Annotated in this window: 23 protein-coding genes and 1 pseudogene; 21 read left to right on the forward strand and 3 right to left on the reverse strand. The window is 58.1% G+C overall.

Annotation, left to right across the window (positions count from 1 at the left end):
• The first annotated feature begins 33 nt into the window (after positions 1–33).
• The 17 genes from ACSMDR_RS01365 (at position 34) to ACSMDR_RS01445 (ending at position 7,519) form a co-directional block, all read left to right on the forward strand.
• On the forward strand, positions 34–231 hold the full coding sequence (locus tag ACSMDR_RS01365) for a Cro/CI family transcriptional regulator (RefSeq protein WP_259269676.1): 198 nt from the start codon (positions 34–36) through the stop codon (positions 229–231).
• A gap of 20 nt (positions 232–251) precedes the next feature.
• On the forward strand, positions 252–521 hold the full coding sequence (locus ACSMDR_RS01370; RefSeq protein WP_259269677.1) for a DNA-binding protein: 270 nt from the start codon (positions 252–254) through the stop codon (positions 519–521).
• A gap of 37 nt (positions 522–558) precedes the next feature.
• A complete protein-coding gene (locus tag ACSMDR_RS01375) occupies positions 559–1,068 on the forward strand; it encodes a phage regulatory CII family protein (RefSeq protein ID WP_436466770.1) in 510 nt (169 codons plus the stop codon).
• 12 nt (positions 1,069–1,080) lie between these two features.
• Entirely contained in the window at positions 1,081–1,533 is a 453-nt protein-coding gene (locus tag ACSMDR_RS01380) for a hypothetical protein (RefSeq protein ID WP_436466771.1), read from the forward strand.
• A 65-nt stretch (positions 1,534–1,598) separates the two neighbouring features.
• Positions 1,599–1,787: a hypothetical protein gene (locus tag ACSMDR_RS01385; RefSeq protein ID WP_436466772.1), complete on the forward strand. Its 189-nt coding sequence runs from the start codon at positions 1,599–1,601 to the stop codon at positions 1,785–1,787.
• Between the two features lie 2 nt (positions 1,788–1,789).
• Positions 1,790–2,059, forward strand: coding sequence for a helix-turn-helix domain-containing protein (locus ACSMDR_RS01390; RefSeq protein ID WP_436466773.1), 270 nt, complete (start codon positions 1,790–1,792; stop codon positions 2,057–2,059).
• A 2-nt stretch (positions 2,060–2,061) separates the two neighbouring features.
• The gene (locus tag ACSMDR_RS01395) at positions 2,062–2,235 is read left to right on the forward strand and encodes a hypothetical protein (protein ID WP_436466774.1); all 174 of its coding nucleotides are present in this window, start codon (positions 2,062–2,064) and stop codon (positions 2,233–2,235) included.
• A complete protein-coding gene (locus ACSMDR_RS01400) occupies positions 2,232–2,429 on the forward strand; it encodes a hypothetical protein (protein WP_259269683.1) in 198 nt (65 codons plus the stop codon). The genes ACSMDR_RS01395 and ACSMDR_RS01400 overlap by 4 nt, the downstream gene beginning before the upstream one ends.
• Positions 2,426–2,881 carry a hypothetical protein gene (locus ACSMDR_RS01405; RefSeq protein ID WP_436466775.1) on the forward strand — a complete coding sequence of 152 codons (456 nt, stop codon included), beginning with the start codon at positions 2,426–2,428 and terminating at the stop codon, positions 2,879–2,881. Before ACSMDR_RS01400 ends, ACSMDR_RS01405 begins: the two co-directional genes overlap by 4 nt.
• Positions 2,882–3,131: 250 nt before the next feature.
• Positions 3,132–3,599 (forward strand): hypothetical protein, encoded by a 468-nt coding sequence (locus tag ACSMDR_RS01410; protein WP_436466776.1) that lies wholly within the window; start codon positions 3,132–3,134, stop codon positions 3,597–3,599.
• 37 nt (positions 3,600–3,636) lie between these two features.
• Positions 3,637–3,819 carry a hypothetical protein gene (locus ACSMDR_RS01415; RefSeq protein ID WP_436466778.1) on the forward strand — a complete coding sequence of 61 codons (183 nt, stop codon included), beginning with the start codon at positions 3,637–3,639 and terminating at the stop codon, positions 3,817–3,819.
• A 120-nt stretch (positions 3,820–3,939) separates the two neighbouring features.
• Positions 3,940–4,803 (forward strand): replication endonuclease, encoded by an 864-nt coding sequence (locus tag ACSMDR_RS01420; protein ID WP_436468169.1) that lies wholly within the window; start codon positions 3,940–3,942, stop codon positions 4,801–4,803.
• 508 nt (positions 4,804–5,311) lie between these two features.
• The gene (locus ACSMDR_RS01425; protein ID WP_436466779.1) at positions 5,312–5,443 is read left to right on the forward strand and encodes a hypothetical protein; all 132 of its coding nucleotides are present in this window, start codon (positions 5,312–5,314) and stop codon (positions 5,441–5,443) included.
• Positions 5,440–5,925 carry a hypothetical protein gene (locus ACSMDR_RS01430; protein WP_436466780.1) on the forward strand — a complete coding sequence of 162 codons (486 nt, stop codon included), beginning with the start codon at positions 5,440–5,442 and terminating at the stop codon, positions 5,923–5,925. Before ACSMDR_RS01425 ends, ACSMDR_RS01430 begins: the two co-directional genes overlap by 4 nt.
• Positions 5,926–5,927: 2 nt before the next feature.
• Positions 5,928–6,173: a DUF7415 domain-containing protein gene (locus tag ACSMDR_RS01435; RefSeq protein WP_436466781.1), complete on the forward strand. Its 246-nt coding sequence runs from the start codon at positions 5,928–5,930 to the stop codon at positions 6,171–6,173.
• A gap of 262 nt (positions 6,174–6,435) precedes the next feature.
• Positions 6,436–6,987, forward strand: coding sequence for a hypothetical protein (locus ACSMDR_RS01440; protein ID WP_436466782.1), 552 nt, complete (start codon positions 6,436–6,438; stop codon positions 6,985–6,987).
• A gap of 64 nt (positions 6,988–7,051) precedes the next feature.
• The gene (locus ACSMDR_RS01445) at positions 7,052–7,519 is read left to right on the forward strand and encodes a hypothetical protein (protein WP_436466783.1); all 468 of its coding nucleotides are present in this window, start codon (positions 7,052–7,054) and stop codon (positions 7,517–7,519) included.
• Between the two features lie 116 nt (positions 7,520–7,635).
• Here ACSMDR_RS01445 and ACSMDR_RS01450 read toward each other — a convergent pair whose 3' ends face one another.
• Genes ACSMDR_RS01450 through ACSMDR_RS01460 form a run of 3 tightly spaced genes read right to left on the reverse strand, consistent with a single transcriptional unit; the run spans position 7,636 to position 10,773 of the window.
• Positions 7,636–7,887 carry an Ogr/Delta-like zinc finger protein gene (locus ACSMDR_RS01450; RefSeq protein ID WP_436466784.1) on the reverse strand — a complete coding sequence of 84 codons (252 nt, stop codon included), beginning with the start codon at positions 7,885–7,887 and terminating at the stop codon, positions 7,636–7,638.
• A gap of 58 nt (positions 7,888–7,945) precedes the next feature.
• A complete protein-coding gene (locus ACSMDR_RS01455) occupies positions 7,946–8,956 on the reverse strand; it encodes a phage portal protein (RefSeq protein WP_436466785.1) in 1,011 nt (336 codons plus the stop codon).
• Positions 8,953–10,773 (reverse strand): terminase large subunit domain-containing protein, encoded by a 1,821-nt coding sequence (locus tag ACSMDR_RS01460; protein ID WP_436466786.1) that lies wholly within the window; start codon positions 10,771–10,773, stop codon positions 8,953–8,955. The genes ACSMDR_RS01455 and ACSMDR_RS01460 overlap by 4 nt, the downstream gene beginning before the upstream one ends.
• 176 nt (positions 10,774–10,949) lie before the next feature.
• On the opposite strand from ACSMDR_RS01460, the gene ACSMDR_RS01465 reads away from it, so the two are divergent.
• The 4 genes and pseudogenes from ACSMDR_RS01465 to gpM all read left to right on the forward strand — a co-directional run bounded on the left by ACSMDR_RS01465 (position 10,950) and on the right by gpM (position 13,624).
• Positions 10,950–11,519, forward strand: a complete 570-nt coding sequence (locus tag ACSMDR_RS01465) for a GPO family capsid scaffolding protein (RefSeq protein WP_436466787.1) — start codon at positions 10,950–10,952, stop codon at positions 11,517–11,519.
• Between the two features lie 312 nt (positions 11,520–11,831).
• Positions 11,832–12,894 (forward strand): annotated as a pseudogene (locus ACSMDR_RS01470) (phage major capsid protein, P2 family).
• A 3-nt stretch (positions 12,895–12,897) separates the two neighbouring features.
• Positions 12,898–13,068 carry a hypothetical protein gene (locus ACSMDR_RS01475; protein ID WP_436466788.1) on the forward strand — a complete coding sequence of 57 codons (171 nt, stop codon included), beginning with the start codon at positions 12,898–12,900 and terminating at the stop codon, positions 13,066–13,068.
• Positions 13,069–13,078: 10 nt separating this feature from the next.
• The gene (gene gpM, locus ACSMDR_RS01480) at positions 13,079–13,624 is read left to right on the forward strand and encodes a phage terminase small subunit (protein WP_436468170.1); all 546 of its coding nucleotides are present in this window, start codon (positions 13,079–13,081) and stop codon (positions 13,622–13,624) included.
• Positions 13,625–13,649 lie beyond the last annotated feature (25 nt).

Raw genomic sequence — 13,649 nt, forward strand, 5'->3', positions numbered from 1 at the left:
TCGAAACGCAAACTAATGTTTTACGGTGAGAGCATGAACAAGAAAATTGTGATTGAACATTTCGGCAGCATCACTGCTACGGCAAAGGCACTGGGTATTTCTCATGTTGCTGTCAGCAAGTGGGACGAAACCATCCCCCAAGGCCGTGCCTACCAGATCGAGGTGCTGACCGGCGGCAAATTGAAGGCCGGGGCTCGCAGCACCCTGCAACAACCAACCCCTTGTGTTTGAACCCCTGAGAAGGATTCACCATGACTATTCGAATCAAACCCATCCGAATTCCCAGCGACGTGAGCCAGTTGCCGCTTGATTACCCCTTTGGCAATCGCGTCAGCGAAAGCCTGGAGGAGTACGCCAAACGCCAGAGTATGAGCCTGGGGGCTATCAAAAAACGCGCCGACCGTGGCCAATTGCCCATCTTGCAAGACGGTCCGGGCGCACCTCGCGAGGTCAACCTTTACGCCCTGTTCCTACAGGCCCGTTATCAGGCCGAGCGCTACGTCACCATGACGCTCGCATGAACCTGCAGACACCATAACGGGTCAAGGAGAACCTCGCATGTTTACCGAATACGCCAGCAAACATCCGCATTGGATCAGCGCCTGCCAACGCTTTGCGGCCAGTCACAACATGGCCGAGATCGCCCAGCGGGTCGGCATGAACCCGCAGCTCCTGCGCAACAAGTTAAACCCCGATCAGCCCCACGAACTGACGGTGGCCGAGCTGATTGCCATCACCCAGGCGAGTGACGGCGATGAAACTCTGTTTGATGGCGCCCTGTTTGGTTGTGGCTTAACGGCCGTTGCCATCCCCCAGGCAGAACGGGCCCCTTCCCTGCCCCATCAGGCGATCGACCTGAACGCCAAGATCGCAAGCATTGGCCAGAGGGCGCTGGAGCTGACCGACCGGGGCCGGATCACCCGCTCTGAGCGCAACACCCTGGTGAGCGTTGCCACCTCGGCCATGGGTTCGCTGGCCATCTTGATCCATGACGTCGAAGCCCGTTTCCAGGCAGTGCCTGCTCTGGCCTGCGCGTCAGACATCCTGTTGCAAACCATGAGTATGTGAGAGGGAACCACAATGAACACCATCGACCATGAACAACGCAACCTGGCAGGACTGACACCGGATGAACAGGTCGCCATGAACACTGCGGGTTGCCTGCTGCTGCGCGAATTGTTTGGAAAAACCAGCTCCAGCCTAGACACCGACTGGCTCGCTATCAGTACCGCCAAGAAGGTGGCCATCTGCACCATTGCCCGCCAACCACGGGGCGAACTGATGACAGCGACGTTGTCTGCCCTACCCCACGAAAAGCGGGAAGCCATCAGATCCGCGGTGAAAGAGCTGGGGTTCCAGTCACTGTTTCGCTGTGGTTGCGATGAGAAGAGATGGCATCCGGCACCAACCACCAGATCCACAAGGGATATAGAGCAAGAGAAGAAAGAGCGGGCTGCCCGGCTGCGCATGAAACGCGTCGTGATAGCCGCAAGCCAAATGACCCAGTCAAGGCCACGGCCAATCGGGCAATAAAAAAGCCCGCATTAGGAGCGGTAACTCCAAGCGGGCCGGTATCAACAACTCTCAAGGAAGTCGACATGACAACTTTAGCTATCCCCTGCGCCTTGCGCAACCTTCGCATCCAACAACGCAAGCTGGCGGGCCGGTATGGCGCCCGCCTGACCCGAAACCCTGACTGGATTGCAGCCGCCGAGCGCCCCACAGCGCTGGCTTGGGTCTCTCTGTTCAGCCGTATCAATCCCTGCCCTACTCATCAAGGAGCCTGACCATGAACGCACAACCAACCCAGATCAACTTGCTCAACCACCATGCCGCCAAGCGTCTACGCCAATTGCGGGAACAGCTGGCTCTGAGTCGCCCCAAGTTTGCCGATCAGTTGGGGATCCCGCCCACCACGCTCAAGAACTACGAGCTGGGATACCGCGAGATTGGCGGTGGCCTGTTCTTGCTGATGGCTCAGCACCCCGAGTTCAAACAGCACACCGATTGGCTGCTGACTGGGCAAGCCCCGGCGACCGCCGTCCAAGAGGAGGCGTGACCATGGCCGCCATTTTGACTCGTCATACCGTGCCCAGCATCGCCGAGGCAAGCGCTTACCTGGTCAGCCGCGGATACAACAACTGCGGCACCACCTGGCTGCGTGGGCTGCGCCACTATGCCCGCCTGGAAAACCTCAGCTCCGGCAGAGTGCTGATCGTCGAGGGGGTGGCATGAGCAAGATCTTTCATCCCATCAGCCAGCAGGCCGCGACGGCTGAAATCGTCGAATTGCCCAAACGATTGGCCATCCGGGCAAGCCATAAGCATGCCTATCGCAACAGCTGCGCCCCCGGTTTGCGGGCTCAGGGCCTGCTCAACCAACGCTGGCACCTGCTGTTTGTTCATCTGAATCGGAGGGTCTGCCCATGAGCGACGCCATCACCATTGCTCGCCAAGCTCCCAAGCTGGTCGAAGGGCTGCTGGCCGACATGTTCGCAGCCAACGCAGAGGATAACCGCATCAGTCTGGGCGGCGTCTATTCCGGTCAGCAATACATCCAGATCCAGCTGGTTGCGACCAGCAACCCGGCGGCACTGCTGGATGATGACGGTAACGAGGATGAAGAAGACCTGGGGTCAGCAATGATCCCCGCTCACAACCAACTGACCACCCACTGGCTGGCTGCCCGGGGCGAGTTCATCACCGCCGGTGGTGAGGCCAGAGGAGGTCGGGATATTTCCCGGGAGCTGCTGGCACTCGGCGCCGTGCGCTCTGTCTACTGGCTGGCCCTGGGCCAGGGAGAAACTGCACTGGCCCGGGAGATTGGGCAGTGGTGGCAAGAGTGTGCCCCACTGCATGGCCAGGGGGCGCACATACGATGAGCCATCAACTGCTGCAGGAGATGTCTCACCGGCTTCATCGCTGGCAAGACACCCATCGAGAAGACGCAGCCCGGCTGCGTTTCTATCAGCGGGAGTTAGCCAACACGCGCCAACTGCCTGCCCGCCCCCGTGCCAGCATCAGACTACTACTGCGCCAGTGCGCGGCGGCCCGCAAGATGAAATGTCACGCCGCCAGCACGGTGACTAGCTGCACACGCGACATCAGAGATTTGTCCGGAACGTTCCCCCAATGACCCGCACCATAGCAAAGCTGCCGCTGTCCAAACGGACACTGCGGCAACGTATCGACACCCTCTCCAACTCCCTGCCCGGCGTCAATCTTGACGCCGCATTCATTGGCGCCCCCGGTCAATATGACCTGGTGTGGGCAGTGCAACTGCTCGATGGTTTGTCCCCCTTACTCACTCTGACCTTGTTCAAGCAGTACGTGCGCCGTCGCAAAGATGGCACCAGCCGCAATTGCCGCAACGCCAATATCTGGCTGCGTGAGCGTACCGAGTGGGTGCGAGGCCTTATCCAGGCGATCCCGGTCGACCCGCACACCATGCGAGATGAAGAGGGGCGCAAGCGTGTCGCCCACCTGTTCGCCAACCAGACAGCCGCGATCTGGCGCCACATCGAGCAAGGCATCAAAGCTGGCGAGGAGCCGGATCTGCTGCTCACCTGGGAAGCTATCCGCCAACCGGCCGACCAGTGAGCTCATTGGGAATCTGCCTGAGTTCAAAACCGAGGAGGTGCGTGATAACTGGATCTTGAGCGTGATGGTGCGCCTGCTCTCGGCCAAGTGGTGGGAGAAGCGGATCAACCGCACCTGGGACCGTCTGCAGGAGCACATCAATATCTTGCTCGGCAAGGTGCGCAAAGGAGTGTCCGCTTATGTGTTCGAACGCCACCATGAAGGTAGTGCGCGAGCGTAAACGGGCCATGATGCGCTGGCTGGCCGAGTCGGAGGTGATGAACACCAAGCATGATCTGGTGTCTCGATGAAGGATTGCTGGGAGGCCAGCAACGCCAACCCAGTCAACCGCCGCAACGAGATGATGGTGCGTGCGCGGGGGTTCAATGACTTACGCCGAGGAGCAGGGCCATGTGGCGTCTTCTTCACCTGGACAGCCCCTTCCCGCTTCCATGCCTGGAAGACAAAAGCACAACGGCAAAGACACTCGAAAATGAGAAATATCAGGGGCTACCCCACGGGAAACCTGCCATCTGGCCAAGCTGTGGAGCCTGACCCACGCCGCCCTCAAACGGGGCGTAACGCCCCCGTTTATGGCTTTCGCGTTTGCGAAGCTCACCACGACGGCACCCCACACTGGCACTTGCTGCTGTTTATGCGCCCTGCCGACAAATGGCGGGTGATCAGTACTCTGCAGCGGTATGCCTTGAGCCATGACCGTGCAGAGTTGGTACGTGATCCCAAGGGGCTCCCCACCCATACCGACTTCACTCCGCGCTTTGACTGGGAGGAGATCGATCCAGCCAAAGGCGATGCCGCAGGCTATATCGCCAAATACATTGCCAAGAACATCGATGGTGCCTATTTGGATGACGACGAAGAAGCTGGCACCGCCGCAAATGAAGCGGCCACTGCATGCCGTTGCCTGGGCCAGTTGGTGGGGATTCGCACTTTCCAGCAAATAGGCGGTGCCCCGGTCGGGGTATGGCGCGAGCTGCGCCGCATCAGCAATGCCAAGAAGCATGCCGATCTGGTGGGGCCACCCAAGCCTGTGCTGCAAGACCCGCGTTTTGAGGCGGCCCGCTACGCCGCGGATAACGGCATTTTTCGCTGTTACCTCCACGCCATGGGTGGCGCTCTGGCCACCCGGGCCGAGACCCCATCGAGCTGGCCCACCTCATTGAGGAGCAGGCCAACAGCTATGGCGAAGACATCAAGCGCCTGATGGGACTTCACACCGCCAGTTTGGGTATCAAGACCCGCCTGCAAGGGTGGGAAGTCCTGTACCGCAGGTACCCATGAGGCCATCAAGGCCGCCGGGGGGTCGTCTTGGGGTGTAGGTGTTCAGTCGGGCGACAGCCCGGCTCCTTGGAGCTCTGACAATAACTGTACGCGGCCGGATCCTGCGGCGTTCGCGGATCAGTTGATGGTAGAGCAATGGGGGTTATCGCCCTTCTCGATCGACCGTTTGCGCTTCAGGCGCCAGCGTTCGCACAGACGGTTTCACCCTTTGGCTTGAGAACGGCCAGCTGCAGGCAAGCAAAGAGGGCAAGTCCAGCGATGCGAGCGCCAGACAAGAGCAGGAGTGGCAACGGGAAGAAGCCGCCAACCAACAAGAGCGGCAAACTCACTGGAAAGCCAATATCAGGGCGGGGCTACTCTGCGGAAAAGTCGGCATCGATGAGTGGTTTGACAGCATAGCGGATGCAGATCTGCCGCTGGCCACGCAGACATTGGAGAAAATACTCACGGCTGAGGCCAGGGGTGCACCTGATACCTACGCCACCGATCCACTGTTGCGCAGCCTGGATCAGCTGATCGCCGAGTTGCGCGCCGACGAACTGACGAGGGAGGAGTACTTTTGAACCACCGACAAGCAGCTGTCAGCAAGGCGGAGTACCGTACCCTGGATAATCGCATTACCTGCCTGCTGGCATGGCCACCTCATGAGATCAGCGCCTGGGTGCAGATGCTGCAGGGCCATCAGCAACTGATTGCCTGCTCCATCTTGCGCCGTCGTCATCCACGGCCCGCACAACTGAACCTGCCCACAATCGGTGAAGAGGTTCCAGATCCGTTTCAGGTCAACCGGCCCACAGTGCCGGTCACCTCTGCCGATGGCCGCCTCTTGACCAAGGTTCACGCTGTACCAGGTCTAACCCCCGTCGTGATCGATGTCGATGGCACCATCCGCTGTGTCAACACAGGCCGCACCCTCTGGATAGCACCGGGTAGTCGCATTGACCGAACCAACCCGGGTGCCGCCGACCAGCGCAATCCACAGTACAAGCCATCGCTACATCAAGTAGTGGCTGACTACCGTCAACATATAGAAGCAGAGGAATAATCATGAAGCACATCAATTGGAATCAAGCCAGCGAGCTTGGCCTTATCGTTCGCATCAACAGCGAAATTCTGCACCCGCTGGGGCTGGCCATGAGCCGCAACCCTGAAAACGGGGCATCGGAGATGCTGCTGGTGAGCCAGGACGGCGTATGGGAGTACGCCCATCCACTGATGGCCTTGCCTCCAACAGTCAGTGAAGAGGATGCCAGAACGAAAATTGCAGAGTGGACACAGGAACAGCAGGCATGAGAGACCCCCGCAAAAATCCGGTACCGGGCGATTTCCATTACCTCTTCTTGGCTGTATTTTTGCACATTGGTAGAGGTCTCTCCAAAAATGGAGGCCATGTGAATACATCTAGACAACAGAGATAAATTGATAATATTATCTTCTAAAATAAATTTTTTAGTATTAGCCATGACACTGGAAGAGTGTTGCCCGGGAGGCTCTGTTATCGAATCAACACCGCCTTCTATCGAACTACCGCCATATTAAATAAAAGAAGGCAACAATGACTTGGGACGACACATTCAAAATTGTAGCAGCAATGATTACCTCAATTGGTGCTGGTGGTGCATTTATTTTCGCCCTATCCACTTGGTTAGGAAAATTATGGGCACAACGAATCCTAGAAAGTGAAAAGCACCAACTAGCATCTGCGCTTGAAAAAACAAAGAGCGAACTTGATGTTATAAAAGAAACAACGCTCCGCTTTCAAAACGATAAATTACATACCTATCGATCTGTAATTGATGTAACAGCAAGAATCCTATCCTCATTGGATGCCTATGAATCTGGAAGACTACAAGCCAATGAAGCAGGTGCGCGCTTCGATGAGTTCAATGAACAGCGCCTAAGAATATACGGCTACCTTGCCATGATCGCACCACAATCAGTAATGGATGCACAAGACGCACTGATAGACAATTTGCTTACTGTCGCCAATGGTGGTGCTGAGTATAAGTGGGAAATAGTTAGAGAAAATGCGCTTGCACTACTCAACGCCATACGCATCGATGTAGGCATCGATAAAAGTCCCATCTCTTACAATGGGGCACAATGAATATAACAGTGTCCTCGTGCTGGGTGGCTTGCTTTCTTAAACGTTATGCTTACAAGGAGAACACGTGGACACTTACAAAATAATAATGACGATCATTGCAATTTTCAGCATTAGTTTTAATGTTTACCAATTTATTTCCAAAAGACCAACCTTCAAGTTTAGAATGAACTACGGGTTTGAGCCGAACAAAGATGGCGTAGGGAATTTTTTGTCCGCAAGATTATTTATATCAAACGTAGGTGGCGAACCGGCAATCTTCAATGGCATTGAAGGTACGGATGGAAAAGGTGAAATTTTTTATCCATCATGCAGCATCGACATAGGTTCTAAGGTTGAACCAAATTCCTCTATAACAGGTTACATCACTACCGGACATTTATTAACCCATGGAACTTCATCACTATTCATCATTGATGGTGTGTTCAAAAAACATAAAGTCCCTCAAAAAACCATTAATGAACTTCTTAATGACCTACAAAAAGAAAAAGAGCGCCTTGAAAACCTTGGATATAAAATACATCCATCAAGCTAATATAAGCTGCTAACTTCACTCACTGGAACTGAAGACGCTTTAATCGTTAAGTCGTGACAAGATCACATGAGAAAAAGATGATGATATCGAATGAATTGTAAATAACACTGGGGGCGCTATTGCGCCCCCAGTCCTTTCAGTATCAGCTGCCGCCCCTCTGGCGTCAGCGACCCCATCAGGCTTAACACCAGTTGGTTTGTGGTCTTGGCCGAGGGGCTTAAGGTATGGGCAAATGACAAGGTGGCCACCCAACTGTGGCCACACTCGGCATCGGTGCACTGGCAATAGAGATCGGAGACATCATCGCTCAGCTTGTTGGTCTTGGTTATGCGGCCCCGCTGGCCACACACTTTGCAATAAACCCGCATCACGTCCCCTTTCTCATCAAAATCAACGTACTATTTTGCCATATCAAACACTGTTTGTTTATACAGTCACGCCCATTGTTTCCCGAAAATCGACCATAAGGGAGCGAGGGAGTCCCGCGCTGTTGATGGCGTCCTGGATAAGCTCACACAGCGGCAGCACCTCGTTGCGGGCATAGGTGGCGTCATACTTTTCAGGGTCTCCGAGTCCGCCTCCGCCATTGGTCGGGATGATACCGGCCAGCGCCGCCGGAAAACGGTGGCTGGTCAATACGTCCTGAGCGGTGATCCCCTTGATGGCTGCAAACTCATCCTTGGTCGCGATGTCCCCCACCGGGATCAGCTTGATGCCGTCCGGCTTGCCATCAGGAATATTCACAAACATGGAGCGGAAGTTCCCCACCCCCTTGCTGTTGGCGATCATCTCCTTCATCTCGGCTTCGGTGTCATCATCCATGTTCGGATCGGTGGCGTAGAAGATGAAGCCCATATGGGCGCCGTTGAGGAAGTATTTACGCCGAAACAGGGTGGCATCCTGGTTGAGCAGGGCCGACTGCAGACCCCCCAGGTAATCGGGCATGCCGTAAATCTGCTGCTCGGGGTCGTACTGGGCCAGCCAGATCACCTCTTCCGGCCGGTAAATCAGGTTCGGCTTGCCCTGCTGCAGGTAGACAAAGCAGTCATCTTCCCGGCGGCGCAGGTAGACGCTCGAGAGCGGGTGCAGCCCCACCACCTGGCCAAAGCCGTTACGAATTTTAAGCAGCCCTGCATCACCAAACTGCAGGTAGTTGTGCACAAACGCCGTGATGGTGGCGCGCTGGTTGGTAAAGCGCCCTGCCACCATGTTGCGGCGCGCCATCAGGATGGCCCCGTGGTGGGCATTGGCCCGGGCCACCTTGGCCAACCCCTTGCGCTCGATGGGTGGCTGGTAATACTCGCCATAGGGGTTGTAGAACACCCCGGTGTAATCGGTCATCCAGGCCGTGGGATCGATGGCTTCGGGCATGCTGAATGCCACGGCGCCGCGGTTGGATGAGGCGGCCACCTGGGCCGGTTGCTTTCGTTTGGTCATGCTGCCTTCTTCTCCTGGCTGGTTGCCCAGGTGGATTTGCGTCTTCGGTGGGTATCGAGTGGCTCGTTGGCCACGGCATGGGCGATGGCAAAGAACACGTCGGCGTGTCCGGTCACGTTGTCGCGGGCGGCTCGAAACGTCATCTGACCGCCGCCTGTGGTACTGCGTTTGATGGCGAGGAAGGCGAGCGGGATGTCCCTGTCCGAGCTGTCCCACTCGATGCGGTTCGCCTCCACCACGTCGATCATCTTGAGTACCAGCCGCGACTTGCTCTCGATGCTGTAGTTGATGGGGTGACACACCCCTTTGAAGACGGGCTTCAATAGGTCATAAACCCCAGCACCGATGCCGGACACATCGACCCCCAGATAGGTGACCCGAAACTTCTTGGCGATGCGCTCTATCTCCTGGGCCTGAAACTGGAAGTTGAGTCCGCGCCAGTAGTGCTTTTCCAGCACCCGGAACCGCTCACCGGCCACTGTGGGCGGAGCGACCACCACCAGGGTGGCGTTGTCGCGGGTGCGGCTCGGGTCGTAGCCCATCCACACCTCCCGGCGCCCGAACGGATCAGGCCGCCCGGGCTTGTAATCCTCCCACCGGGACGGCTCCACCCCTGCCCGCTCCATATCCTGGAACTTGAACACCGACAGGGCATCGTCGATAAAGCGGCACAGATAGAGGCGCTCGAACACCTCCTCCGGGTATTCGTCTTTGAGCTCCTCGATGTCTATGAGGTTGCAGCCCAGACGAATGGCATCCTCGATGGTGATGACATAGCGCCACTGCCTGTCAGGGCAAACCCGACCGCCATCGCGCATCTCCTCTTCGCCAGGAAAATCGATAGCCACCCGGCTCGGGCGTTGCCCCTTCCAGCGATCCCCTGTCCAGAACCGGTACGCCTCATGCACCTTGCTCGACGGTGTGGAGAAGTAGGTCTTGCGCCAATGGCTCTGGGTCGCCATGGCGCTGGATACATCGGAGAGCTTCTCGAAGTTGGGGATCCAGAAATACTCATCGATGTAGACGTTGCCCGAGCGGGATTGCGCGCTGTTGGAGTTGGTGGAACAAAAGTGCAGCTCGGCCCCGTTCGACAGGACGATGGGGTTACCGGTCAGAGTGAGCCCAAGGAAGGTCTGGGCAATCTTGCAGATGTAGGAGCGAAACACCTCCGCCTGGGCGCGGGTGGCGGACAAAAAGATCTGATTGCCACCAGTCAGAATGGCATCCTCCAACGCCTCACCGGCGAAGTAGTAGGTCATGCCAATCTGGCGGCTTTTCAGGATATTGCGGGTACGCGGCAAGGCCGGGTCGTTCTTGGCCTCCCGCACCCGCAACTGATAGCCAAACAGGGTGCCCAGCCACTCGCTGAAGTCGGCCTCTGTCAGGTGGCTGACCTCGTTCTTGCCCTTTTTGCCGCCCTTTCCCTTGCGGCTGTTGCCATCCTGGCCGCCACGACCACGTTGCCCACGCTCAGGCGCGGGCTCCTCCCCTGCCTCGCGCCTGGCCTTCAGCGCCTGTTCGCGCTCGACCCACTTGAGGGCCTTCTCTTTGAGGCTGACATGGTGGCCGATAAGCCGATCCAGCTCCTCCTGCTCACCCGGGGTTTTCTTCTCACGGTGCAGCAGCACCTGCACCCGGCGGGCAATCGCATCCTCGACCGCTTCGTCAGTCAGCAGATCTCGCCAGCCGAGCTTTTCGGCCCAATAGTAGACAATGCGGCAGGAGTTTAGCCCCAGTTCGTCCTTGATCTCCTGGGGTGTCCATCGTTTAAGGTAGAGTCCCTTTGCTGCCTTGCGGATCTCTTCGGGATACGCCACGGCGCCTCCATCAGTTGAATGATGGCGCCATCATAGCCAGCCCCCTCCCCGCACTTATCCCACTGATGTTCTGAGCAATTCGGATATTCCGCCGGATCCGGAATCGCCTTGAACACAAGCGGATGATTCCCCCTTGCCGACCCGATAGCCTGAGCCCGCATCAACTGGGAGCAGGCATGAACGAATCAACCTTGAGAACTGGCTTTGTCTGTATCGCCACCGAAGGCAAAGCGGTGGACGGGCGAGATATTACCCGCGACTGGCTGGTCGATATGGCCGAGACCTACGACCCGAGCTATTACACCGCCGTCATCTGGCCGGAACATGATCGCTGGTCCAGTTATGGCACCGTGCAGGCCCTCAAGACCGAAGAGGTAGACGGCAAACTCAAACTGTTCGCCGTCCTCTGCCCCAACCGGGATCTCGTCTACTGGAACCAAAGCGGCCAGTACCAGTTCTGCTCCATCGAGCCCTTCGAGCAATTCGCCGATCTGGGCCGCACCTACCTGATTGGCCTTGGCGTCACCGACCAGCCTGCCAGCACCGGCACCACCACCTCAAGTTCAGCAACAGCAACAAGGGCCAGACCGTCGGCACCAGCGAGCCGCTGGATCTCTCCATGCTCACACTGCCCAAGCACGAAAAGACCGATGGCTTCATGGCCAAATTTTTCAACTTTATGGCCAGCCATGGTGAACCTGCGATCCCCAAACCTACCCCCAGCCACCCCGAGGATGAGGAAATGAAACCAGAACAGTTCGACAAGCTGGGGGCCCTCACCGGCCTTGGCACCCAGATCGAACCTTCAGCGCCAAGCTGGAAGCCAAACCGGCCACCGACCAGCAAACCGCCCTGGTCACCGAGCCCGCCACCGTTGACGACAAGCCAGGTATCACCGCCGAGCAGTTCAGCAAGTTGGAGCAGACCCTGACCGGTCTGACCGACAAGTTCGGCGAGCTGAACGGGCAAGATCGAAAAGTTCTCCGTAGAAGCCGGCCAGCGCCCGGACGCCCTCGGCGGTGACGATACCCCCACCGACCGTTTGCTAAGGAGCGACCGTGAGTCAGACCAAAACCGTCCAGGCCGTCAGCGCCTGAAAAATACAGTGCTGCACTGGCCAAGGCCTATGGCATCCCCGTCAACGCGCTGGCCAAGCAGTTCAGCGTCAGCGGCCCGGTGGAAACCGGACCTGCGCGCGCCTGCTCGCCTCTGTCGAGTTCCTCGGTCTCATCACCTGTCTGGACGTGGACCAGATCAAGGGCCAGGTGGTGCAAGTCGGCATCGGCAAGCTGTTCACCGGCCGCAAGAAAAATGGCCGCTTCAACGGCAAGATCGGCGTGGATGGCAACACCTACGAACTGAGCGAGACCGACTCCTGTGCCTCCCTCGACATGGGCACCCTGTGCGTCTGGGCCAACGCCGGCAACGAGGGCGAGTTCATCCGCCTGGTCGGTGAGTTCATCAACAGGCATTCGCCCTCGACATGCTGCGGGTCGGCTGGAACGGCGTGGAAGCCGCCGAGACCACCGACCCGGAGAAAAACCCGCTGGGTGAAGACGTCAACAAGGGTGGCACCAGATCGCCCGCGAATGGAACGACGGCAGCCAAATCATCAAGGCCGAAGCGGGCAAGAAAATCCACTTCGACCCGGACGGCCAGGGCGATTACAAAACCCTGGACGAGATGGCATCTGATCTTATCAACACCACCATCGACCCGCTGTTCCGCCAAGACCCGCGCTTGGTGGTGCTGGTCGGCACCGACTTGATTGCCGCCGCCCAGGCCAAGCTCTACAGCGAAGCCACCAAGCCAAGCGAGCAGATCGCCGCCCAGAAGCTGGCCGAGTCCATCGCCGGGCGCCGTGCCTACATCCCGCCCTTCTTCCCAGGCAAGCGGATGGTGGTCACCACCCTGGATAACCTGCACATCTACACCCAGCGCGCCACCCGCAAGCGCAAGGCCGACGATAACCAGGATCGCAAGTGCTTCGATAACCAGTACTGGCGCATGGAGGGCTATGCCCTGGGCGAGCACCTGGCCTATGGCGGCTTTGAAGAGGCCGACATCGAGATAGGCGCCGCCAAGCCCACTGAGGCGCCCACCACAGCGCAACAGGCCTAAGCCATGAGCTCACCCGGTCAACGTCACAAACAGCGCGTCCAAGCCATGTTGGGGGCGGCGCAAGCCGCCAGCTCGGGCATGGCCACCGGCGCCGTGGCGGACAGCCTGCACCTGCAGATGATTGCCCTGGAACAGGACATCGTCACGGCTGCGCAAGCTGGCCCGCATCGGTGACCGGGTGAACATGAAGCGCGATGAGTTGATGCCCAAGTATCGCCCCTATGTGGAGCGCTATCTGGCCGCCGTCGGCGAGTCCGGTCAGCCCTATCAGAACGAGCTGTTCCAGCGGCTCATCATCTGGGCCTTTGATGTGGGGGATTTTGATTCAGGCATTGCCTGGGCGGATCTCGCCATTGCCCAGGGCCAGCGTACCCCCAACAACATCAAGCGCGACTGGGCCCACTTTGTGGCCGACACCGTGCTGGAGTGGGCCGAGAAACAAGCCGCCGAAGGCCATGCCGTCGAGCCCTGGTTCTCCCGGGTATTCGACAAGGTGCGCAATGACTGGCGCCTCAACGAGCAACTCACCGCCAAGTGGTTCAAGGCCGCCGGTTGTTTGCTGCTGCGTGACCACGACGGCCAGCCCCGCCCCAGTGCCGTGGGCGACAGCGCCACCCTGGAGCAAGCAGATCACTGGCTGGCCCAGGCCGATGCACTGCACCGCAAGGTGGGGGTCGGCACCTTGCGCCAAAAGATTGCCATGCGCCTGCGGGCGCTTAACCCGGCATAAACCGCCGGAACGAACCGACTCTCCG

The sequence above is a fragment of the Aeromonas molluscorum genome, from assembly GCF_051376105.1.
Taxonomy (GTDB): domain Bacteria; phylum Pseudomonadota; class Gammaproteobacteria; order Enterobacterales; family Aeromonadaceae; genus Aeromonas; species Aeromonas molluscorum.

Coding starts and splice junctions, on each gene's coding strand:
- ACSMDR_RS01365 (WP_259269676.1), top strand. CDS start 34: ATGAACAAGAAAATTGTGATTGAACATTTCGGCAGCATCACTGCTACG.
- ACSMDR_RS01370 (WP_259269677.1), top strand. CDS start 252: ATGACTATTCGAATCAAACCCATCCGAATTCCCAGCGACGTGAGCCAG.
- ACSMDR_RS01375 (WP_436466770.1), top strand. CDS start 559: ATGTTTACCGAATACGCCAGCAAACATCCGCATTGGATCAGCGCCTGC.
- ACSMDR_RS01380 (WP_436466771.1), top strand. CDS start 1,081: ATGAACACCATCGACCATGAACAACGCAACCTGGCAGGACTGACACCG.
- ACSMDR_RS01385 (WP_436466772.1), top strand. CDS start 1,599: ATGACAACTTTAGCTATCCCCTGCGCCTTGCGCAACCTTCGCATCCAA.
- ACSMDR_RS01390 (WP_436466773.1), top strand. CDS start 1,790: ATGAACGCACAACCAACCCAGATCAACTTGCTCAACCACCATGCCGCC.
- ACSMDR_RS01395 (WP_436466774.1), top strand. CDS start 2,062: ATGGCCGCCATTTTGACTCGTCATACCGTGCCCAGCATCGCCGAGGCA.
- ACSMDR_RS01400 (WP_259269683.1), top strand. CDS start 2,232: ATGAGCAAGATCTTTCATCCCATCAGCCAGCAGGCCGCGACGGCTGAA.
- ACSMDR_RS01405 (WP_436466775.1), top strand. CDS start 2,426: ATGAGCGACGCCATCACCATTGCTCGCCAAGCTCCCAAGCTGGTCGAA.
- ACSMDR_RS01410 (WP_436466776.1), top strand. CDS start 3,132: ATGACCCGCACCATAGCAAAGCTGCCGCTGTCCAAACGGACACTGCGG.
- ACSMDR_RS01420 (WP_436468169.1), top strand. CDS start 3,940: ATGATGGTGCGTGCGCGGGGGTTCAATGACTTACGCCGAGGAGCAGGG.
- ACSMDR_RS01435 (WP_436466781.1), top strand. CDS start 5,928: ATGAAGCACATCAATTGGAATCAAGCCAGCGAGCTTGGCCTTATCGTT.
- ACSMDR_RS01440 (WP_436466782.1), top strand. CDS start 6,436: ATGACTTGGGACGACACATTCAAAATTGTAGCAGCAATGATTACCTCA.
- ACSMDR_RS01450 (WP_436466784.1), bottom strand. CDS start 7,887: ATGCGGGTTTATTGCAAAGTGTGTGGCCAGCGGGGCCGCATAACCAAG.
- ACSMDR_RS01455 (WP_436466785.1), bottom strand. CDS start 8,956: ATGACCAAACGAAAGCAACCGGCCCAGGTGGCCGCCTCATCCAACCGC.
- ACSMDR_RS01465 (WP_436466787.1), top strand. CDS start 10,950: ATGAACGAATCAACCTTGAGAACTGGCTTTGTCTGTATCGCCACCGAA.
- ACSMDR_RS01475 (WP_436466788.1), top strand. CDS start 12,898: ATGAGCTCACCCGGTCAACGTCACAAACAGCGCGTCCAAGCCATGTTG.
- gpM (WP_436468170.1), top strand. CDS start 13,079: ATGAAGCGCGATGAGTTGATGCCCAAGTATCGCCCCTATGTGGAGCGC.